Below are 19,400 nucleotides of genomic sequence, written 5' to 3'. Positions count from 1 at the left end.
CGGCCGGTGGTGACGGCTGCGACGGCTGCGGTGACGGTGAGGAACAGCCCACCACCACCATCACCGCCGCTGCCGCGATCAGAACCGAATATCTCAGCTCCGCACCTCACGTCGAGCCGCGAACGTCACGCCCGCGACGACCATCGCACCCAGAGCCACTGCACCGACGACGGGCAGCACCGAGCTCGACGCCGAATCCGCCGCCGCGAGCGACGATCCACCGCCTCCGGTCGCAACGGACCCGACCGGAATCTGGGTGAGCTGGCCGCGCACCGCTCCCGCCGAGAAATCGACGGTGTGAGTGTCGGCGGCGAAGGCCGCGGGATCGGCTTCGATCCGATCGAGCGTGAATCCGGCACCGCTGTCGGCGGTGGCGCCGGCCGGAGTGAGCCCGGTGGTGAACGGTCCCTGCATGCAGCCGCTGCTGGTGCGTGGGCCGTCGCCGATGGGCGTCGGGTTCGGGAATGCCAGACGCGGAGGTCCTGCTGCGCCCGCCGCAGCCTGGTGAATGTGCGTGGCGGTCTTGGCCGGGCTCATGTAGTCGCCGGTGACACCTTCGAGCGCAATGTCGTAGCAGACGATGTCGAGGTCGGAGTTGATGCGCAGCGTGAAGGTACCCATCGCGCCGGGCTGCCCCGGAGTGGCGACGCCCTCACCGTTGAGCACCTGGTCGGGAGTGGCCATGGCCGTGAACGCGCTGGTGAACGAATCCGGTTCGGCGACAGGCGTATCGGCACCGGCCGGGGCAGCGGCGAACAGCATCAGGGCCGCGGTACCACCGACGAGCGCTGTGGCGGTGGATCGGATCGACGTGGCCGGGCGTGGAATCGAGCGTCTGGTCATCTCGTGTGCCTTCCGTGGGAGTATCGGGCAAGCGAGCCCGTGCAAGGTGTACGAGTGCCGATGCCAGAATGTTCAAAGCTCGGTAAAGAAATATTCTCCGCCCTCGTCGTGAACGTTCGAGGGTCCACCGACGTATCCACTGTCATGAGCATCGGGAGCGTGATCGAACTGGACTTCGACGTCGCTGCCGCGTACGACGAGCACGCGTCGGCCATGCTCGGGTTCGCCGTCAACGCTCTGCGCGACAGAACTCTGGCCGAGGATTGCGTTCAGGAGACCTTCTTTCGGGCATGGCGAGCGCGATCCCGATTCGAGCCGAGGCGCGGGTCGCTGCGAACGTGGTTGTTCGCCATCGAACGCAATGTGATCGTCGATGTGCAACGGTCGCTGACCAGGATGCCGATGCCGGCGTCGGACCGGATCGAGGACATCGATCGGGGGTCGGGTGGGGTCACGCGTGACACCAGTCCCGACGTCGACGAGCGGCTCCGAATCGTCGCCGCACTCGCCCTGCTCTCCCCCGAGCATCGGCAGGTCGTCGTCGCAGTGCACCTCGGCGGCAGCACCTACGCCGAACTCTCGGAATCGACCGGAGTTGCCGTACGAACACTGCGCACCCGCACCTTCTATGCACTGCGGGCCCTACGAGACCACCTCGACGGACAGGAGGAATCATGAGCGCATCACCCGATCGCCGAGCCGAGTTGATCGCCGCTGCCGTCGGCGACGATCTCGACGACGCCGAAGCCGCCGAACTGCGCGAACTCGCTGCGGCGGACCCCACGATCGACACCGAGATCGCCGAATTGCGCGAGATGACGGACATCCTGGGCCGCCGTGGACCGACCGAGCCCTGGCTCGAATCCGCGACGCCACCCGACCTGCGCGAGCGAATCCTCGTCGCAACGGGCCGCTCCCCGCGAGAGGGATCCGGATCGCCGCGATTCGGTATGCAGCGATTCGGTGTGCAGCGCAGATCGGCAGGTCTGGCCGCTGCGGCCGCGATCGTGGGGGTGGTGGTCGGCGGTGGGGCCGTGCTCGGGGTGGACGCCTACCGCCAGCCCGCGGATCCACCCACCGCGATCACCGGTCCACCCGGAACCCTCGGCGCGTACGAGGAAGTCGCGTTCACGACGAGTGCGCCGAGCGTCGACGTAGAAGGAGGTCTGGTCGCCCACACCTGGGGCACCGAGACCGTTCTGGAGATGGAGGGCATCTCCGATCGTGGACCGTACGAGGTGGTTCTCGTCGACCGGTCGGGTGTCGAGCGCCCGTCCGGCACGTTTCTCGGTAGTGACATCACCATCGAGTGCCGCATGAACGCCGCGGTACTGCGCCAGGACGTGACCGACATCGAGATCCGCTCGGCCGGCGGCGAAATCCTGGCGAGCGCTCAGCTGCCGACGGCCTCGTAGCGCCCGGAGTCGACTCTCCTGCGGTTCGACCCGGGCCACCAGTTCCGCTCACCGAAGAGCTTCATCATCGCGGGCACCATCATCATCCGCACCAGCACCGCGTCGAACAGCACTGCAATGGCGAGAGCGAAGCCGAACTGTTTGAGCTCGAGAACGTCGGCGGTGAGGAAGCTGGCGAACACGGCGATCATGATCGCGGCGGCGGCCGTGATCGGCCTGGCGGTGTGCTCGATGCCGTCGACGACGGCCACGTCGTTGCTCGCTCCCCGCACGAACACCTCACGCATGCGGCCGATGAGAAACACCTCGTAGTCCATCGACAGGCCGAAGACCACCGCGAACACCGTCACCGGTAGATACACCTGGATGTAGCCCGGGCTCTCGAAGCCGAGAAGGCTCGACCCCCAACCCCATTGGAAGACGGCGACGGTCGCACCCAACGCTGCTCCGGTGACGAGCAGGTTCATCGCGACCGCCTTGAGCGGAATCACCACGCTGCGGAAGACGACTGCCAAGTACACGAGCGAGAAGCCGAGAACAGCGGCGACGACCCAGCCGAACTTGCCCGAGATCTCGTCGGAGGCGTCGACCACCAGTGCGGTGGTGCCACCCACGGAGACGCTCGTGCCGTCCGTCTCGCCTGCAGCGACCGCCTGCTCACGCAGGGATCCGACGAGATCGGAGGCCTGAGTCGAGTCGATCGGCACCGACGGAACCACGATCAGCAGCGACCGCCCGGCCTCCGGCTGCGCCAAAGCGTAGGCGACGCGATCGTCCCCGCGCACGGAGTCGGCGAACGCGTTGACGGTGGCCATCTGCTGCGGTTCCAACGGACTGTCGTTCTCACCCGTGAACACGATGGTGATGGGTGAGATGGTCCCGGGCGCGAACTTCTCGGTCAGGACCGTGTTGGCCCGTCCCGACGGTTCGGCGCTCAGCGCTTCGGCACCGAGGTCGACACCGTACGAGATGGAACCGATGGGAATCAGGCAGACGAGGAGGACCGCGGCCGACGCGGCCGTGTAACGCCACGGGCGCTCGATGACGTGCTGCGCCCATCTCGACCACCACGTGGGCACCGCGGCGTCGTGCTCGTCGACCGACGGGGGTTGGAATCTGCGCGGCAGCGACCACGCTCCGATGCGTGTGCCCAGTACCGCGAGAATCGCCGGCAGCAGGGTCCAGGCGACCACGACCACGGTGGCGATGGTGAGTGCGACGACCAGCGAGATGCTGCGTACCGCGGGGACATCGACGATGGCCAGGGCTCCGAGTGCGATCAACACGACCAGTCCGGAGATGACGATGGTGTGCCCGGCGGTGCCCATGGCCGCCCCGACGGCGCGCTCCGTCCGGTCCGGATCGTCCGAGGGTCCGGCTCGCCCGATCTCCTCCCGGAATCGACTGACGATGAACAGCGCATAGTCGATTCCCAGACCCAGACCGAACATCGCCGCGACGGTGGTGACGAGAACGTCGAACGTCATCACGTTGGACAACAGCGCGAACATTCCGAATGCCGCCAGCACGCCGATGCCGGTGGAGACCAACGGCACGATACCTGCGACCATCGACCCCACCGCCAGGATCAGAACCACGAAAGCGATGGGAAGACCGATGCTCTCGGCCCGTACGGCATCCTCGGATTCGACGCGGGTGAGATCGACCGTCATCGGGGAATACCCCGTCACCGCCACCTCGACGCCGTCGCCGGATGCCGCGTCGATCATCTCCTGCACGCGTTCTGCGACCGCGATCCGATCGCTCGCCTCTCCGCCGATACCGACGAACGCCAGCGCCGACGTGCCGTCCTGCGAAATCGTCGGGACGAAGCCCGCGGTCTCGTAGGGGTCGACGACCCGCAGCACGTCCGGGGACTGCCGGAGCCGACCCACGACCTCCCCCACTCGCTCACGGAACGCCGGGTCGGATGTGTTCACCGATTCGGAGGTGAACGTGACGACGAGTTGTTCCGAGCCGAACGACTCGAAGTGGCGCTCGATCAGATCGTCGGCCCGGCTCGATTCGGTGCCCGGCACCGAGAAGTTGGCTCCGACCAGCGAATTCTGCAGCGCCGGATACAGAACCGCCGATCCCACCGCCAGCAGCGTCCAGATCGCCAGCACCACCCAACGCCGACGCGCCACGAGCCGACCCCACCGGTCGCCGATGTTTCCCCTCGTCACCTGCGGGTCGAATCGCGAGATCGTGTCGGTCATCTACGTCAACTCCCGGCTGAAGATGCGGTAGGTGCGATGCGGAGCGAGCTTCGTTCGGGTCAGGACCGAGCCCCTCATCCACGGACTGTCGTCGAGCACAGGAGCCGCTTCGACGCGAGTGAACCCGAGGTCGCGCATGCGCACCGACATCTCCATGATCAGCAGGGAGGACACGGCTCGATCGGGGCAATCGGGATCGACGAACAGCATGTCCACCCGCACGCCGTCGATGACCTCGGTTCGACCCGGACGCTTGACGTGCCACAGCGTCACCAGGTCTCGCGCCCAGCGAGACTTCAGGTGCGCCGCCTTCGCGGCGGCCTGATTGACGTCCGGGATTCCCATCAGGAAGCCGACGGGCTTGCCGTCGAGTTCGGCCAGCAGGGTCAGCCTGCGGTCGATGACCGGAAGCATCATCTTGAGCAACTCGAACAGCTCGGTGTAGGACAGCGGCGAAAAGCCCCAGAAGTTCACGAACGTCTTGTTGTAGAGGTCCCGCACGATGCGCGCGTCGCGCCGCAGCGTCCGGTACTTCATCGACCGGAACGTCACCTCGGATCGCGCCTTGATCTTCTCGAAGATCTGCATGTGCCGCGCGTATTTGGGGTCGTTGTAGATGATGCACGGGTCGTCGAAGAGGTAGCTGTAGAAGTCCTTGACCGCCATCAGACCCCACTTCTCGAAGTGGGCGGCGTAGTAGTGCGGATTGTGCGGCATCCCCACCAGCGGCAGTGCCGGGGTCTCGTCGACGACGATGCCTGCGCTGTAGAACATCGACGGCCCGAAGGGGCCGGAGATGGTCGCGAGCCCGCGAGCCGAAAGCCATTGCGCCGCAGCGTCGAGCAATGCTCTCGCAACGTCGTGATCGTCGACGGCCTCGTAGAAGCCGAAGAAGCCGATCGACTCCCCCGTGTACTCGGTGAACGACAGGTCGTGGATGGCCACGACGCGACCGACGGCGATTCCGTTCTCGCGCGCCAGGAATGCTTTCGTGATGCGAGTGGCGGCGACCGAGGACGGCGGTGCGACGAGCACTCGACGCAGGTCTATCGACTCGTCGGGAAGGCGGTGCGGATCGCCTTGGTAGACCAGGTCGGAGACGGCCTCGAACTCGCGCCAGCCTGCTTTGCCGTCGACCTCTTCGATCGTGATCATCGTTCCTCTTCGTTCTGTTGACTGCCGTCGACGAGGATCGGTGAACGGGCCACCGTCGTCTCCCCGGCGAACACGTAATTGCCTGGCCGGACGGTGATCTCGTCGACGAGTGCGTCCGGCACGAACACATCGCACTGAGAACCGAAGCGGATCATCCCGTACTGCTCGCCGCGTTCGACGGTGTCACCGACGGCGACGTGCGCGACGATGCGGTCGACCCAGAGATCGGCAATCTGCGTCACCGTCACCACGGCACCGGACTCGTGCTCGATCGAGATGGTGAGCCGCTCGTTGGTGAGCAGGTAGTCGCAGCCCTCGTCGTACGGAGTGCGTCGGGTCAACAGGTTCGCGCCGACCCTGGCCATCGACTTGTTGAACGGTGCAGCCGACCGGTGGCGACGCATGCCGACGGTGCCCGCAACCGGAATTCGATTGCGGTGCACCGAATATTCGGACATGTAGATCCCGATCAGGTAACCGCTGTCGGTCGAGCTGACTCCGGCGATCTCGTCGAGAACGATCGTCCGCCCTTTCTTGACGGCGAACGCGGTACTGCCCGCCTCCACGCGTTTGACGTACGTGACGAACCCGTCGGCCGGCGCGACCACCGCCCGCGGATCGGCGGGCGGTTCGCGGTGCGGGTCACGGAAGAAGAACCGCGTTCGCCAGTACACGAACAGCGCGAACGGAGCTGCCGGCACCACGGCGAGGCCGAGTGTCCACCGAATCCACGACATCAGCTGTGCCGCTGTTCGTCGACGCTCTCCGACCAGGTCACGAAGGCATCGGCCGCCCGGATCCGCACCGAGGCGGGCAGCAGCCCGATCAGCCCGCACACCACGTAGAACCCGAGCGAGAGAACGCCGTTGGTCACCTCACGGCCGATGGGTACGTCCCGTAGGCGCACCGAGGTGGGTTCGAATCCCTCCGACACGTCAGTTGACGGCGGCGGGCGTGAGCGTCTTGAGCTGTGCTTTGTCGAAGTAGAGCTCGAAGAGGCGACGGTGATCGCACCACGAGATGTCGTGGTCGACCGGCAGGATGGCCTCGGGCTTGTGCACCAGGCGCATGAGCTTGTCGATGTTGTCGGCCAGCATCGTCTCGGCGAACCGAGGTGAGATGCGTACGCTGACGCGCTCCTTGAACTCGTCCCAACTCACCAGATCGAGCCCCAACAGTTCGGCATAGAGATCGTGACCGTAGCCGGTGGGATTGCTCGGCAACAGTCTCGTCAGAGGATGACCGCGCAGCGAGTTGCTCGCCATCACGTCACACATCACGTCGACGGGGACGTAGTTCATGCCAGGGCCGTCCCAGATGGCACCGGCAGCGATCGCCAGTTCGATGATCCGCCAGAAACTGTAGACCCGGCCAGGATCACGCCCGAGTTCGGTGCTGCCCAGGATGTAGGGGGCTTCGCACAGGGTGACGGAGTAGGTGTCCGACATCGACAGCCAGCCCAGCAGCGTTGCGTTGACCCACTTCATCTGCGCGTATCCGGAGTACCACCACGAATCGGGACGACGGAAGTCCTCGGGCTTCTGGTACAGGTGGGCACCGATGCTTCCCACGTACGTCAGGTGCTTACGGGTGGAGGTGATGCTGAATTCGAGGATCCGCAGCACGCTGACGAACCAGTCGTCGCGCAGCTCGGCGTAGCTCTCGGTGTAGTCGGTCGAACTGGCGCAGTTGAAGATCTGCCCCACTCCGGCAGCCAGGTCGTAGTAGGCGGCCTTGTCCAGACCGAACCGGAACTTCGTCGGCGTGCCCTCGACGATGCGGATCTTGCCGGCGTCCACCACGATCTCGTACTGATCGAACGTGCGCTGCAGACGCTCGAGAGCCGTCTCTTCCTCGGTGGAACGAACCATCGCGTAGACGACCTCGACGGCGGAATCACGAGTGAGGCGGCCGATCAGGTGAGCACCGAGAAAGCCGTTGGCTCCGAACACGAGTGCGGTATCGGTGCGCGGCGCTGCCATGTCTGCCACCCGTCTGCGAGTGTCCTCGTCGACGAACGGTCGCAGCGCCGTCGGATCGCCGTTGCTCAGAGCAACGACGTCGGCGTACTTCCCGGCGAACCGTAGCCCCGGGCATTCGTTGGTGATCAAAGCGTCTGCGTGCGGCCAGATCGGACGCAACGATCCGTCTCCGAACAGTGCTTCTACGTGCATTCGTGCTCCCCTGCAACGGTCGGTGTCCCACATCACTCGGACGGGCAGACGTTAGCAATGACGGAGCCGGACAACCGGATGACCGAGAAAGTCTGGTATAGCCCACAGTGACGCTCAACTGCCGTTGAGAGGATTCCCAACAAGACACAGAAAGTCGGCGTTCTGATTGGTACGCGTTACGACCGAAACGCGTTATGCAGGACAAGATGGGTCGTTCGAAGGTCTAATCGGTCTTCATGACTGCCGTAGAGCCACACCCCCTCCTGCAACCCGTACGCGATCCGAGCGGCGGGGACGCTGCGGCTGCATGGGCGGCGATCGTGCGCGAGGAGCCGCGCTACCCGAGAGTGTCGGTCGCGGCGAACGTCCGCATTCCGATGAGCGACGGAACTGTGCTGCGCGCATACGTCTTTCGCCCCGCGGACGCGTCGGGACGAGCGGTGGAGGGCGCGTTTCCCACCGTCCTGAACCTCACGCCCTACAACAAGCTGCTGATCAAGGGCATCGACACCATCCTCGAGACCCCGGTTCTGGGTCGTGCGATCCGAGCTTTCTCGTCCGCGTTCGACCTGACCGGAACCAGGTTCGACGGCATCACCGAGCTCACCCGGGTGGTAGCGGGCGGGGCGGCCGACCTGCTCTCGGTCAACCGTCATCTCGTGCGCAGCGGGTACGTGCAGATGATCGTCGACGTCCGCGGCACCGGAAGTTCCTCGGGCACCTGGGACGTGCTCGGCCGCCGGGAACAGCTCGACTCGCTCGAGGTGATCGAATGGGCCCGACGCAGGCAGTGGTGCAACGGCAGGATCGGGATGGCCGGAATCTCGTACTCCGCCATCAACGCCCTGCAGGCCGCAGCCAAGCAGCCTGCAGGCCTCGACGCGGTGTTCGCGGTCGAGGGGTCGGTGGACATCGTGCGCGAGATCTTCGCCACCGGAGGTGCCACCTCGGCGTTCATTCCGCTGTGGCTCGCGGCCGTCAACGGGCTCAAATGGGCACCTGCGATCGGCGGAATCGACCCGCTCGCCTGGCTCCGCGATCGCGCTCGATCCCCGGCCACGAATCTGCTCGACCTGGCCAAAGGCTTTGTCTCGGGCGGAGACCCGCGAATCTACGACAACGAGTACTACGACACCATCGATGCCGTCATCGAAGACATCGCGGCACCGACATTTCTGTACGGCTGCTGGCACGACATCTTCGGCGGGTCCGCACCCGACATCTACAACCGCCTCCCTCTCGAACGCGGATACAAGCAGCTGCTCGTCGGCGACGGATACCACGGCAACCCGGGAATCGGGTTCGGCGAGCCGGGCTTTCCACCTCGCCTGGACGTACTCGAACGCGCTTGGTTCGACAAGTGGCTGCGCGACGTCGACAACGGAATCGAGAACTACGGCCCCGTCACCCTGCGTCAGCAGGGCGGCAATTGGACTGCGCACGGGCGCTTTCCGGCTCCCCAGGCGCAACCGCGCCGGCTCTACCTGTCGGCAGCGGCATCGGGCACCGCGCCCCACGCCGTCGCCGACGGCAGCCTCACCGGCCTGCCGAGCGCCGAGTCCGATGTCCTGACGGTGCGCCCCTCGCTGCGAGCCGTCGTATCTCGGGACACCACACAGGTTCTCGCCGGTGTGACGGCAGTCCTGGGCGGCGGCTTCACCTACGACAATCGATTCGCCGAGGGCGGCGCAGTCACCTTCACCACCGCGCCTGCCGAGTCGGACACCGTGCTGTCCGGCCCCATGAATCTGCATGTGCGCGTCGTCTGCCATGCGCCGGAAGCGATGTGGGCCGTCATGGTCTGCGACGTCTCCCCGAGCGGCCGGTCGATCGTGCTGAGCAACGGTGCCCTGCTCGCCTCACGCCGTGCCGTCGACGACGAACGCTCACTGTTCGCTCCGAACGGCGATTACACCCGCCCGTACCATCCGCTCACCGAGGCAGCGCTGCTCCCGGTGCCCGTCGGCAGACCCATCGAACTCGACATCGACATCCTCACCACCGAAGCCGTCATCGCATCCGGCCACCGCCTCCGCGTGAGCGTATTCGCCACCGACACACCGCGGTTCATCCCGATTCTGCCGGATCTGGTGCGTACGCGTCTGCGCCGACAGGACATCGACATCGACCCGGACGATCCGAGCTACCTGGTGGTGCCGGTACTCGGTGAGCCAGGCTGGTAGGAACGAGACCATGAGAATCGAACAAGGTGTCGCGCCGACGAACTCCGTCGAGATCGCATACGAGGACATGGGGTCGACCGACGATCCCGCAGTGCTGCTCATCATGGGCCTGTCCGCGCAATTGACGTTGTGGCCCATGGACTTCTGCACCCGTCTCGTCGACGCCGGCTACCGGGTGATCCGCATCGACAACCGCGATATCGGGTTGTCCACCAAGATGACCGGGCAGAAGGTACGAGGTTCCCAGATCCTTCGGCTGATCCGGCACGAGTTCGGGATGTCCTCGGACGTGCCGTACACGATCACGGACATGGCGGCCGACGCCGTCGGCGTGCTGGACCATCTCGACATCGACTCGGCGCACGTCGTCGGTGCCTCCATGGGCGGAATGATCACCCAGGTGTTCGCCGGAAGTTATCCCGACCGAACGAAGTCTGTGGGCATCCTCTTCTCGAGCACCAACGAGCCGTTTCTACCGCCACCCGACCCACGCGCGCTGCTGCCGCTCATCGGCGGCGTCGGGAAGGACGCCACCAAGGACGAGATCATCGCGCACTCGGCGAAGACGCTCGCCGCGATCGGCTCCCCCGGCTACCGCACTCCGCCGGAAGAGCAGCTCGAGATCGCACAGGTGATGTACGAGCGGAACTACAACCCGTCCGGTGTCGTCCGGCAGATGGCCGCCATCACCGGCACCGGCAGTCTGCGGCCGTACACGAAGAAAATCACCGCACCCACCACGGTCATCCACGGCACCGCGGACAAACTGGTGCGACCGTCGGGAGGCAAGGCCATCGCCCGTGCCGTCCCCGGGGCCGAGTTGACGCTGATCGACGGCATGGCCCACGACCTGCCCGCAGCACTGCTGGACCGCATCGCCGGGATCATCCTGGCCAATTTCGCGCGAGCTGCGTAGCACCACGGACCTCATCACGCAACGAAGGCCGGCACCCGATGAATCGGTGCCGGCCTTCGTGATGATGCTGAACTGATTTACGCGTTCGCGTCGTCCTCGAGGAGGTTGCGCGTGCGGTTCGGATCGACCTGGACGCCGGGTCCGGTGGTGGTCGAGACGGTGACCTTCTTGACGTAACGACCCTTGGCCGACGACGGCTTCGCACGCAGGATCTCGTCCAGCGCAGCGCCGTAGTTCTCCACCAGCTTGGTCTCGTCGAACGAGGCCTTGCCGATGACGAAGTGCAGGTTGGCCTGCTTGTCGACGCGGAAGTTGATCTTGCCGCCCTTGATGTCGTTGACGGCCTTGGTCACATCGTTGGTGACCGTGCCCGTCTTCGGGTTCGGCATCAGGCCACGCGGTCCGAGGACACGGGCGATACGGCCGACCTTGGCCATCTGATCCGGGGTGGCGATCGCGGCGTCGAAGTCCAGGAATCCGCCCTGGATGCGCTCGATCAGATCTTCTGCGCCGACGACGTCGGCTCCTGCTGCCTCGGCCTCTGCAGCCTTCTCACCAGCGGCGAAAACAATAACCCGAGCGGTCTTGCCGGTGCCGTGGGGAAGGTTGACGGTGCCGCGCACCATCTGGTCGGCCTTGCGAGGGTCGACGCCGAGACGCACTGCGACCTCGACGGTGGGGTCGAACTTGCTCGACGCGGTCTCCTTGGCCAGCTTCGCGGCTTCGAGAGGCGAGTAGAGGTTGTCCTGGTCGATCTTTGCGGCCTGCTCGAGGTAGGCCTTGCTGCGCTTTGCCATGTCTTACTGTCCTTCGTTCGAGTTCAGTGTGGTTGACGAGCCTGGCCGGCTCTCCCACGTGTCTTGCTTGACGGCTGAGAATCAGCCTTCGACGGTGATGCCCATCGAGCGAGCAGTGCCGGCGATGATCTTCGCGGCCTGATCGATGTCGTTGGCGTTGAGGTCTTCCTGCTTGGTCTTGGCGATCTCGCGCACCTGGTCCATGGTCACCTTGGCGACCTTGGTCTTGTGCGGCTCGCCGGAACCCTTCGCCACGCCTGCGGCCTTGAGCAGCAGCTTGGCAGCGGGGGGAGTCTTCAGCTTGAAGTCGAACGTGCGGTCTTCGTAGACCGAGATCTCGACCGGCACGACGTTGCCGCGCTGCGACTCGGTCGCGGCGTTGTACGCCTTGCAGAACTCCATGATGTTGACGCCGTGCTGGCCCAGCGCGGGGCCGACGGGCGGTGCCGGGTTGGCGGCACCGGCCTGGATCTGAAGCTTGATGATCCCGGCTAGCTTCTTCTTCTTCGGGGGCATTTCTTTTTCCTTGTATTCGCTCGGGTTTCTTGCGGTTGCTACTGCAAGTCTGTGTGCTCGGCTACTAGATCTTGGAGACCTGCGTGAAGCCGAGCTCGACCGGTGTCTCACGGCCGAAGATCGATACCAGCACCTTGAGCTTCTGCTGCTCGGCGTTGACCTCGCTGATGCTGGCGGGGAGGGTGGCGAACGGGCCGTCCATGACGGTGACCGACTCGCCGACCTCGAAGTCGACCTCGATGGCCGGCTTCGACGTGGTGTCGCCGCCCTGATCGGTTGCGCCTGCGGTCGCTTTCGCGTCCTTCTTGGCACCTTCCTGCGGCATCAAGAACTTGACGACCTCGTTGATGGTCAACGGTGACGGCCGCGAAGTGGCACCGACGAAGCCGGTGACGCCCGGGGTGTTGCGGACCGCTCCCCAGGACTCGTCGTTGAGCTCCATGCGAACGAGGATGTAGCCGGGCAGAACCTTGCGGTTGACCTGCTTGCGCTGACCGTTCTTGATCTCGGTGACCTCTTCGGTGGGAACTTCCACCTGGAAGATGTAGTCACCGACGTCGAGGTTCTGCACGCGGGTCTCGAGGTTCGCCTTGACCTTGTTCTCGTATCCGGCATACGAGTGGATGACGTACCAGTCACCGGGAGCGCGGCGCAGAGCCGCCTTCATCTCGGCAACGGGATCCTCGGGCTCGGCTGTCACATCTGCGTCGGCAGTCTCGCCGTCTTCGGCGGGGACATCCTCACCGGCGGCAGCGGCGACATCGGCCTTGATTGCTTCGTCGGTCTCGCGGTCCTGAGCGGCCTGCTCCGCTTCGAGGCCCTGCTTGGTCGCCTCGACATCGGCGTCGAATGCGGCCACTTCGGTGGCGTCGTTGTGCGGCGTGCTCACGTCAGCACCCTTTCTCTAGTTTCCTGCTCGGTTCGATCGTCGATGGGTCACGCAGCTGCGATCGGTCAGCCGAACAGCCAGCCGACGCCCTGGATGAAGAGCACGTCGAGGCCACTGATGTACGCGACCATGAACGTCAGGAAGACGAGCACGACGGTGGTGTAGGTGACCATCTGCTTCTTGTTCGGCCAGATGACCTTGCGAAGCTCGGCGACGACCTCACGGAAGAACTGCAACAGACGCAGAAACACGTTCGGCCGCTTGTCGGCTTTGACGTTGCCCGATCGCGTCCTACCGGTCTTGACCTTCGCCGGCGTGGTGGTCGCGGCCGGAGCCTTGGACATCGACACGCCCGCAGCGCTGCCGCGGGACCTGCTGGTCGATCGCTTGCCGGTGGGCACCACGGCGTCTGCAGCGGATTCACCGGCAGTGGTGTCAGCATCGGAAGGACGGCCCTCGGAGCCAGGTGCGACGTCGTCTGAAGCCGAAGAGTTCTCGAACTCCTCCGATCGACCGTCGCGCTTACCGCGCTCCTCGCTCACGTCGTTCCTCTCAGTTGCTGACACCTTGGGCAGGGGCGACAGGACTTGAACCTGCAACCTACGGTTTTGGAGACCGTTGCTCTACCAATTGAGCTACGCCCCTTCGGCCGAAACTTCTCGGCCGCTCTGGTGTCCATTCGGCCGGTCGCTGCCGCACTACCTCTGGAAGAGGACGCGGGCAGCGCAGAGCGCCGAATTACCCCAGAAATCTCAGTGTACTGCACACCCTTCGGAACAGATAAATCCCGTCGTCCCGGCCGTGAACGAGCTCGACCGGACCGACCCGTGCTCAGGCCAAGCGCACCGTTGCGGTGGCTCGCCCGAAGATCTTCTTGCCGGCGGACTTGGCGACGATGGCGACGGTCGCGGTTCGCGTCTCGGCGTCGGTTGCCTTGATCTTGCCGGTGAACTCCACCGACGCAGGCGAATCGACCGGGACGAGCACCGCACTGGTGAAGCGCACGTTGTACTCGGTGACCGCACCCGGGTCGCCGAGCCACGAGGTGACGAAACCGGCACCGAGACCCATCGTCAACATCCCGTGAGCGATGACGTCGTCCAATCCGGCCAATTCGACGACTTCGTCGCTCCAGTGGATCGGGTTGGGATCGCCGGACACGCCCGCATAGTTCACCAGGTCACCGCGGGTGAGCGAAACGACGCGCTCGGGAAGCTCGTCGCCGACCGACACGTCGTCGAAGTTACGAAGCGCCATGCCTGATCACTTCCTTCACCGCATGGGCGATGTTCTCGTCGATCTCACCGCCGGTACGCGCCACGATGGTCGTCCAGGTCGTCTGAACGAGATCGCCGTTCTGATCGGTGATGATGTTCTTGGTGGTCATGATGTCGCTGCCGCTCATCTGCCGGAACGACTCGAGATACACGTCGCAGAAGATTCGATCGCCCACCTGGAGCGGGCGATGGAATTCCAGCCTCTGATCGGTCTGCAGAATCTGACTCGGGTCGTATCCCGTGATGACCTCTTGCAACATCCGGGTCTGCGACATGATTCCGAGCAGCGACACGAAGGTCAAGGGCGCGATGAGACCGTCGTAGCCGAGGCCCTTCGCTGCGTCCTCGTCGTGATGCGCGGGATGAAAATCCTGGACGGCACGCGCATACTCACGAACCTTCTCGCGGCCGACCTCGTAGAAGTCGTCGACGCGGAAATGAGAACCGACCATGGACGCCGCGTGAGCGGACGCATCCATGGCCGGGACGTCGTGCTGAGCTTGTGACACGGAAAGACAACCTTTTCTACCCTGGACGCAAGAGCCGTTAGGGGGAGAAGTGTGTCCTAACGCCGGGCGCCGACTGGTGAACGGATCTGCGAGCCAGCGAGCCGAGCGGAACTAGCGAGATTCGCGGTGAGCCCGATGCGTGCCGCAGTTGGAGCAGAACTTCTTCAGCTCGATGCGGTCGGGATCGTTCCGACGGTTCTTCTTCGTGATGTAGTTGCGGTGCTTGCAAACCTCGCAGGCCAAGGTGATCTTGGGCCGCACATCGGTGGAGGAGGCCACTGGACGCCTACTTTCGGGTAAATCTGATCAGGGTCAATCAGGACTGTTCATGAGTGCTACGGGTCGTGCTTGCCTACTGTGTAGCGGTGACCGGACTTGAACCGGCGACGCAACGATTATGAGTCGTTTGCTCTACCAACTGAGCTACACCGCCTCAGGTGCTCACCGTCCACCATCCCACGCGGGGAACGCGACGTCGAGCCATCCAATCCAGCGAGCCCCCTAACGGAATCGAACCGTTGACCTTTTCCTTACCATGGAAACGCTCTACCGACTGAGCTAAGGGGGCGAGCAACTACGCATGTTGCCGTGCGCTGAAGCCTTCAAGAGGTTACACATTCGGAGCGCCCAGTACCAAATTGCGTGGTCAGCGAGCCCAACATGTCCCTCTTCACATGGAAACCCCAGCGAGGAAAATCCTCGCCGGGGTTCCAGGTGTGGCAGATGTAGGATTCGAACCTACGTAGGCATAAGCCGACGGATTTACAGTCCGCTCCCATTGGCCGCTCGGGCAATCTGCCGTGATGCGATCGAAGCCCGTACTGCTCTTCGGCGCGGTGAGAAGAATACAACGAACGTCCCCCCGGAACGCAAACCGGGTGGATACGGTCGGTAGCGGGCCGATAAAGTCCCTGCGGGATGTGGACCGACACCACCGCCAAACAACATTTCGATTCGACTGGAGAGTGTGAGAAGTGGCTGATTCGTCCTTCGACGTAGTGAGCAAGGTCGACCGACAGGAAGTGGACAACGCTCTCGGACAGGCCGCGAAGGAGCTGGCGACCCGCTTCGACTTCCGAGGATCGGACACCAGCATCGAATGGTCCGGCAGCGGCGAGTCCGAGACCATCGTGATCACCTCCGAATCCGAGGAGAAGGTCAAGGCCGCCCTCGACGTGTTCAAGGAGAAGCTCATCCGACGCGATGTCTCCCTCAAGGCGTTCGAAGCCAACGATCCGGCCGCGTCCGGCAAGGTCTACAAGGTCACCGGCAAGCTCGTGCAGGGCATCACCACCGAGAACGCCAAGAAGATCACCAAGAAGATCCGCGACGACGGCCCCAAGGGCGTCAAGGCCCAGATCCAGGGCGACGAACTGCGCGTGAGCAGCAAGAAGCGCGACGACCTGCAAGCCATCCAGCAGCTGCTCAAGAACGAGGACTTCGGAATCGCACTGCAGTTCGTCAACTACCGCTAGAGCGGCTTCGCCGCACGTGAGCGGAAATTCGTAGCACGCTACGAATTTCTGCTCACATGGGTCGTTCCCGCAGGCTCCGTCAGTACGGCCGGTGGCCTGCCATCCGCTCGAGTCGCTCGATGCGGTCGGCCATCGGCGGGTGGGTGGCGAACAGTCGACCCGCCTTGTCGCCGATGCGGAACGGATTGGCGATCATCAGATGCGACTCGGCTGCCAATCGTGGCTCGGGCGGCAACGGTGCCAACTGCACGCCCCGCTCGAGTTTGCGGAGCGCCGAGGCCAGCGCCAGCGGATCTCCGGTCAGCTCGGCCCCCGACTGATCTGCCTGATACTCACGCGAACGAGAGACCGCCAGCCGTACCAGGGTGGCCGCAATGGGCCCCAGCATCGACACCAGCAGCAGCGCGATCGGGTTCGCGCCTCCGTTGCCGCGTCCGCCGAATACGTTGGCGAAGAAGGCCAGGTTGGCCAGGCCCGAAATGACGGCAGCCATCGCCCCGGCAACCGACGAGATCAGAATGTCGCGGTTGTAGACGTGCGAGAGCTCGTGACCGAGCACCGCTCGTAGTTCACGCTCGTCGAGAATGCGCAGGATGCCCTCGGTGCAGCACACCGCGGCGTTGCGCGGATTGCGTCCGGTGGCGAACGCGTTGGGGTTGTTGGTGGGGCTGACGTACAGCGCAGGCATCGGCTGATGAGCCGTCGTCGCCAACTCCCGCACGATCCGATACATCGCCGGTTGCTCGAGTTCGCTCACCGGCACCGCGTGCATCGATCGCAGGGCCATCTTCGCGCTGTTGAAGTACGCGTAACCGTTGACGCCAACCGCCAGGACGATCGAGCCGATCAGAATGGTCGCGTTACCGAACAGCGAGCCGATGAAGACGATGAGCGCCGACATCCCGACCAGCAGGCCGAATGTCTTTGCGCCGTTCGCGTAACCGTTCATGTCCGAAGTGCCTCCTCGTACCGGGTGCTACTACCCGATCAACGAAAACACCCCGACCGGCAGTTCCCGGTCGTCAGCCCACGCGTTCGACGGTGTAATCCACCAACCGGCCGAGCGCATCGTTGGCCGGTCCCTGCGGCAGCAGTGCGAGTTCTGCGTGTGCCCGAGCGGCGTATTCGCCGAGTGTCCTCTTGGCCGAGATCATTCCCGGTGACCGCTGCAGCAGCTCGAGAGCCTCGGTGACCAGAGCGTCCTCGGTGACCGGACCGGCGAGGATCTCGCGCAGTCGATCGCCGTCGGCACCGTCCTCGCGCAGCGCGAAGAGCACCGGCAGAGTGTGTACGCCCTCCCGCAGGTCGGTGCCGGGAGTCTTGCCGGACTGCTCGGTGGCCGAGGAGATGTCGATGATGTCGTCGGAGATCTGGAAGGCGGTACCGACCGCGTCGCCCAGGCGCTCGAGTCGTCCCACGTGCTCGGCATCGCCGCCGCTGAAGGTTCCGCCGAAGCGTCCACACGATGCGATGAGCGAACCGGTCTTCTCCCACACGACCTTCAGATAGTGCGCGACGGGATCGTCGGTGCTCTTGGCTCCGATGGTCTCGCGCATCTGACCGGTGACGAGTTCTGCGAAGGTCTCGGCGATGATGCGCACGGCGTCGGGTCCAAGGGTGGACACCAGACGAGACGCGTGCGCGAACAGGTAGTCGCCCGCGAGGATCGCCACACTGTTACCCCAGCGTGAGTTCGCGCTCTCGGCACCTCGACGCATCGACGCCTCGTCCATGACGTCGTCGTGATAGAGCGTCGCCAGGTGGACCAGTTCGACAACCGTGGCCGCGGTGACGATCGCCGGATCGGTCGGCGACGGTCCCAGCTGGCCGGTGAGCACGGTGAACAGGGGCCGGAATCGTTTTCCGCCGGCCTTGGCCAGGTGCAACGCAGCCTCGGTGAGAAACTCCTCACCGTCGGAGAGCTCACTGATCATCAGCTCTTCGACGCGTGCGAGGCCGTCGGCGACGGATCGCGCGAGCTCCGGGTCACCCAGGTCGACTCCGGCAACGACCGTTGCTACGGCAGCGTCGTCTGTACTCACGATGTTGGTCCCTGTCCTGTCGTCGACATGCCGGCAGCAGCGACTTCAGCGCCGCTGCTCGCCTTCTACCGTAGTGAACCTAGCGTGCACACCGGTGCGACGGTGTCACCGACCACAGGTGACGCTTCACTCACCGAGGTTGCCGGAGATGACTTCCAGCGTCGCGGCCATCGCTGCCGACGCTCTGTCACCCAAGGCGTCCGTCAGAGCGGCCATCAGACCTTCGAGCAGGATCACGTGCGGAATCCGGCTGGTGACGGCGAGTTCGCGCTGGAAGCTGAGGTCGCGCATGCCCACCACCAGTGCGATGTCCGACGCGGCCGCCAGGGTCGAGCGAGCAAAGGACGTCACCGAGACCACGGTGGCTCCCCGATCCCGAGCGGCCTGAGCGGCCTTGGTCGATGCACTCGTGGCACCCGATCCGCTGATGATCAGGGCCACATCGCGATCGGTGAGAAGCCGGACGGCGACCTGCTGCGCGATCGAGTCGGTCGGTGCGTGCGAGCGCAGGCCGACCGAACGCATCCTGGCATCGGTATCGGCGGCCAACGCGGCCGAGAGTCCGTTGCCGATGACCACGACGGACTCGGCACCGGCGAGCGCAGCCACCGCGCGAGTGACATCCTCGGTGGTCAACAGTGCCGTCATCGCCGCGATGGAATCTCCGACATGGGCGAAGGTCTCCGTCACGATCGCGAACGGACCGTCCGCCGACCGCTCCTGCGCGGGCAACGCCCGGGCCGCATCGCGCGCGAGCAAGACTCGCAGCTGCTGATAACCACCGAAGCCGAGACTCTGACAGGTACGCACCACCGACGCCCGTGACGCCCCGGCCGCGTCGGCGACCTGCTGCGAGGACATCTCGACGATGTCGGCGGGACGTCGGAGAAACACCTCGGCGACGGCCCGCTCGGCCGGCAGCAACGACGGAATGATCGATCGGATGTGCGGCACGACTCCACCGGGCGCGAGATCCATGCTCATATCTTG

General features: G+C 64.7%; 21 protein-coding genes and 4 tRNA genes. 5 read left to right on the top strand and 20 right to left on the bottom strand.

The features are described from left to right. Positions 1-93 precede the first annotated feature (93 nt). Positions 94-843 (bottom strand): CHRD domain-containing protein, encoded by a 750-nt coding sequence (locus NY08_RS23060; protein WP_045199020.1) that lies wholly within the window; start codon positions 841-843, stop codon positions 94-96. Positions 844-987: 144 nt separating this feature from the next. Here NY08_RS23060 and NY08_RS23055 point away from each other — a divergent pair, with 144 nt between their 5' ends. After that, positions 988-1,521 (top strand): RNA polymerase sigma factor, encoded by a 534-nt coding sequence (locus NY08_RS23055; RefSeq protein WP_045199019.1) that lies wholly within the window; start codon positions 988-990, stop codon positions 1,519-1,521. Further along, complete coding sequence (locus tag NY08_RS23050) at positions 1,518-2,258, top strand: hypothetical protein (protein WP_045199017.1); 741 nt, start codon at positions 1,518-1,520, stop codon at positions 2,256-2,258. The genes NY08_RS23055 and NY08_RS23050 overlap by 4 nt, the downstream gene beginning before the upstream one ends. Here NY08_RS23050 and NY08_RS23045 read toward each other — a convergent pair. From NY08_RS23045 to NY08_RS23025, 5 genes are read right to left on the bottom strand one after another with little or no spacing between them, the layout of a single operon-like run. Continuing rightward, positions 2,237-4,477, bottom strand: a complete 2,241-nt coding sequence (locus tag NY08_RS23045) for an MMPL family transporter (protein WP_045199015.1) — start codon at positions 4,475-4,477, stop codon at positions 2,237-2,239. The two genes, NY08_RS23050 and NY08_RS23045, sit on opposite strands and share 22 nt — an antisense overlap. Further along, positions 4,478-5,632, bottom strand: coding sequence for a hypothetical protein (locus NY08_RS23040; RefSeq protein WP_045199013.1), 1,155 nt, complete (start codon positions 5,630-5,632; stop codon positions 4,478-4,480). Further along, positions 5,629-6,369, bottom strand: coding sequence for a phosphatidylserine decarboxylase (locus tag NY08_RS23035; RefSeq protein ID WP_045199012.1), 741 nt, complete (start codon positions 6,367-6,369; stop codon positions 5,629-5,631). Before NY08_RS23035 ends, NY08_RS23040 begins: the two co-directional genes overlap by 4 nt. Next, the gene (locus tag NY08_RS23030) at positions 6,369-6,566 is read right to left on the bottom strand and encodes a hypothetical protein (RefSeq protein WP_032393950.1); all 198 of its coding nucleotides are present in this window, start codon (positions 6,564-6,566) and stop codon (positions 6,369-6,371) included. Before NY08_RS23030 ends, NY08_RS23035 begins: the two co-directional genes overlap by 1 nt. A 1-nt stretch (position 6,567) precedes the next feature. After that, the gene (locus tag NY08_RS23025; protein ID WP_045199011.1) at positions 6,568-7,806 is read right to left on the bottom strand and encodes an SDR family oxidoreductase; all 1,239 of its coding nucleotides are present in this window, start codon (positions 7,804-7,806) and stop codon (positions 6,568-6,570) included. A gap of 236 nt (positions 7,807-8,042) precedes the next feature. On the opposite strand from NY08_RS23025, the gene NY08_RS23020 reads away from it, so the two are divergent. Both NY08_RS23020 and NY08_RS23015 read left to right on the top strand, forming a co-directional pair. Further along, on the top strand, positions 8,043-9,989 hold the full coding sequence (locus NY08_RS23020; RefSeq protein WP_045199010.1) for a CocE/NonD family hydrolase: 1,947 nt from the start codon (positions 8,043-8,045) through the stop codon (positions 9,987-9,989). Positions 9,990-9,999: 10 nt separating this feature from the next. Then, a complete protein-coding gene (locus tag NY08_RS23015) occupies positions 10,000-10,905 on the top strand; it encodes an alpha/beta fold hydrolase (protein ID WP_045199008.1) in 906 nt (301 codons plus the stop codon). 77 nt (positions 10,906-10,982) lie between these two features. Here NY08_RS23015 and rplA read toward each other — a convergent pair whose 3' ends face one another. From rplA to NY08_RS22960, 11 genes are all read right to left on the bottom strand, one after another. Continuing rightward, positions 10,983-11,702, bottom strand: a complete 720-nt coding sequence (rplA, locus tag NY08_RS23010; RefSeq protein ID WP_027498276.1) for a 50S ribosomal protein L1 — start codon at positions 11,700-11,702, stop codon at positions 10,983-10,985. An 81-nt stretch (positions 11,703-11,783) separates the two neighbouring features. Beyond that, positions 11,784-12,218, bottom strand: coding sequence for a 50S ribosomal protein L11 (rplK, locus tag NY08_RS23005; RefSeq protein WP_008713829.1), 435 nt, complete (start codon positions 12,216-12,218; stop codon positions 11,784-11,786). A gap of 64 nt (positions 12,219-12,282) precedes the next feature. Further along, on the bottom strand, positions 12,283-13,107 hold the full coding sequence (gene nusG / locus NY08_RS23000) for a transcription termination/antitermination protein NusG (protein ID WP_045199006.1): 825 nt from the start codon (positions 13,105-13,107) through the stop codon (positions 12,283-12,285). Positions 13,108-13,172: 65 nt separating this feature from the next. Then, positions 13,173-13,649: a preprotein translocase subunit SecE gene (secE, locus tag NY08_RS22995; RefSeq protein WP_045201020.1), complete on the bottom strand. Its 477-nt coding sequence runs from the start codon at positions 13,647-13,649 to the stop codon at positions 13,173-13,175. A gap of 30 nt (positions 13,650-13,679) precedes the next feature. Continuing rightward, positions 13,680-13,752, bottom strand: a tRNA-Trp gene (locus NY08_RS22990). Positions 13,753-13,938: 186 nt separating this feature from the next. After that, a complete protein-coding gene (gene hadB, locus NY08_RS22985) occupies positions 13,939-14,364 on the bottom strand; it encodes a (3R)-hydroxyacyl-ACP dehydratase subunit HadB (RefSeq protein ID WP_032393945.1) in 426 nt (141 codons plus the stop codon). After that, positions 14,351-14,863, bottom strand: a complete 513-nt coding sequence (hadA, locus tag NY08_RS22980) for a (3R)-hydroxyacyl-ACP dehydratase subunit HadA (RefSeq protein WP_045199004.1) — start codon at positions 14,861-14,863, stop codon at positions 14,351-14,353. Before hadA ends, hadB begins: the two co-directional genes overlap by 14 nt. Positions 14,864-15,004: 141 nt before the next feature. Further along, the gene (rpmG, locus tag NY08_RS22975) at positions 15,005-15,172 is read right to left on the bottom strand and encodes a 50S ribosomal protein L33 (protein ID WP_027498281.1); all 168 of its coding nucleotides are present in this window, start codon (positions 15,170-15,172) and stop codon (positions 15,005-15,007) included. 81 nt (positions 15,173-15,253) lie between these two features. Continuing rightward, a tRNA-Met gene (locus NY08_RS22970) sits at positions 15,254-15,326 on the bottom strand. Between the two features lie 62 nt (positions 15,327-15,388). Further along, positions 15,389-15,461: transfer RNA gene (locus NY08_RS22965), tRNA-Thr, on the bottom strand. Positions 15,462-15,610: 149 nt separating this feature from the next. Beyond that, positions 15,611-15,693: transfer RNA gene (locus NY08_RS22960), tRNA-Tyr, on the bottom strand. A gap of 174 nt (positions 15,694-15,867) precedes the next feature. Here NY08_RS22960 and NY08_RS22955 point away from each other — a divergent pair. Beyond that, positions 15,868-16,368 carry a YajQ family cyclic di-GMP-binding protein gene (locus NY08_RS22955; RefSeq protein ID WP_045199002.1) on the top strand — a complete coding sequence of 167 codons (501 nt, stop codon included), beginning with the start codon at positions 15,868-15,870 and terminating at the stop codon, positions 16,366-16,368. A gap of 79 nt (positions 16,369-16,447) precedes the next feature. Here the strand turns inward: NY08_RS22955 and htpX are convergent, their stop codons facing one another. From htpX to NY08_RS22940, 3 genes are all read right to left on the bottom strand, one after another. After that, positions 16,448-17,317, bottom strand: coding sequence for a zinc metalloprotease HtpX (gene htpX, locus NY08_RS22950; protein ID WP_045199000.1), 870 nt, complete (start codon positions 17,315-17,317; stop codon positions 16,448-16,450). Between the two features lie 73 nt (positions 17,318-17,390). Beyond that, positions 17,391-18,410, bottom strand: a complete 1,020-nt coding sequence (locus NY08_RS22945; protein WP_032393941.1) for a polyprenyl synthetase family protein — start codon at positions 18,408-18,410, stop codon at positions 17,391-17,393. Between the two features lie 126 nt (positions 18,411-18,536). Further along, complete coding sequence (locus NY08_RS22940; protein ID WP_045198998.1) at positions 18,537-19,394, bottom strand: MurR/RpiR family transcriptional regulator; 858 nt, start codon at positions 19,392-19,394, stop codon at positions 18,537-18,539. Between the last annotated feature and the right edge of the window lie 6 nt (positions 19,395-19,400).

Source organism: Rhodococcus sp. B7740 (assembly GCF_000954115.1).
Classification (GTDB): Bacteria; Actinomycetota; Actinomycetes; order Mycobacteriales; family Mycobacteriaceae; genus Rhodococcoides.
Note: the sequence above shows the minus strand (reverse complement) of the source record. Positions and strands in the feature narration are given on the sequence as shown.

Coding starts and splice junctions, on each gene's coding strand:
- NY08_RS23060 (WP_045199020.1), bottom strand. CDS start 843: ATGACCAGACGCTCGATTCCACGCCCGGCCACGTCGATCCGATCCACC.
- NY08_RS23055 (WP_045199019.1), top strand. CDS start 988: ATGAGCATCGGGAGCGTGATCGAACTGGACTTCGACGTCGCTGCCGCG.
- NY08_RS23050 (WP_045199017.1), top strand. CDS start 1,518: ATGAGCGCATCACCCGATCGCCGAGCCGAGTTGATCGCCGCTGCCGTC.
- NY08_RS23045 (WP_045199015.1), bottom strand. CDS start 4,477: ATGACCGACACGATCTCGCGATTCGACCCGCAGGTGACGAGGGGAAAC.
- NY08_RS23040 (WP_045199013.1), bottom strand. CDS start 5,632: ATGATCACGATCGAAGAGGTCGACGGCAAAGCAGGCTGGCGCGAGTTC.
- NY08_RS23035 (WP_045199012.1), bottom strand. CDS start 6,369: ATGTCGTGGATTCGGTGGACACTCGGCCTCGCCGTGGTGCCGGCAGCT.
- NY08_RS23025 (WP_045199011.1), bottom strand. CDS start 7,806: ATGCACGTAGAAGCACTGTTCGGAGACGGATCGTTGCGTCCGATCTGG.
- NY08_RS23020 (WP_045199010.1), top strand. CDS start 8,043: ATGACTGCCGTAGAGCCACACCCCCTCCTGCAACCCGTACGCGATCCG.
- NY08_RS23015 (WP_045199008.1), top strand. CDS start 10,000: ATGAGAATCGAACAAGGTGTCGCGCCGACGAACTCCGTCGAGATCGCA.
- rplA (WP_027498276.1), bottom strand. CDS start 11,702: ATGGCAAAGCGCAGCAAGGCCTACCTCGAGCAGGCCGCAAAGATCGAC.
- rplK (WP_008713829.1), bottom strand. CDS start 12,218: ATGCCCCCGAAGAAGAAGAAGCTAGCCGGGATCATCAAGCTTCAGATC.
- hadB (WP_032393945.1), bottom strand. CDS start 14,364: ATGGCGCTTCGTAACTTCGACGACGTGTCGGTCGGCGACGAGCTTCCC.
- hadA (WP_045199004.1), bottom strand. CDS start 14,863: ATGGATGCGTCCGCTCACGCGGCGTCCATGGTCGGTTCTCATTTCCGC.
- htpX (WP_045199000.1), bottom strand. CDS start 17,317: ATGAACGGTTACGCGAACGGCGCAAAGACATTCGGCCTGCTGGTCGGG.
- NY08_RS22940 (WP_045198998.1), bottom strand. CDS start 19,394: ATGAGCATGGATCTCGCGCCCGGTGGAGTCGTGCCGCACATCCGATCG.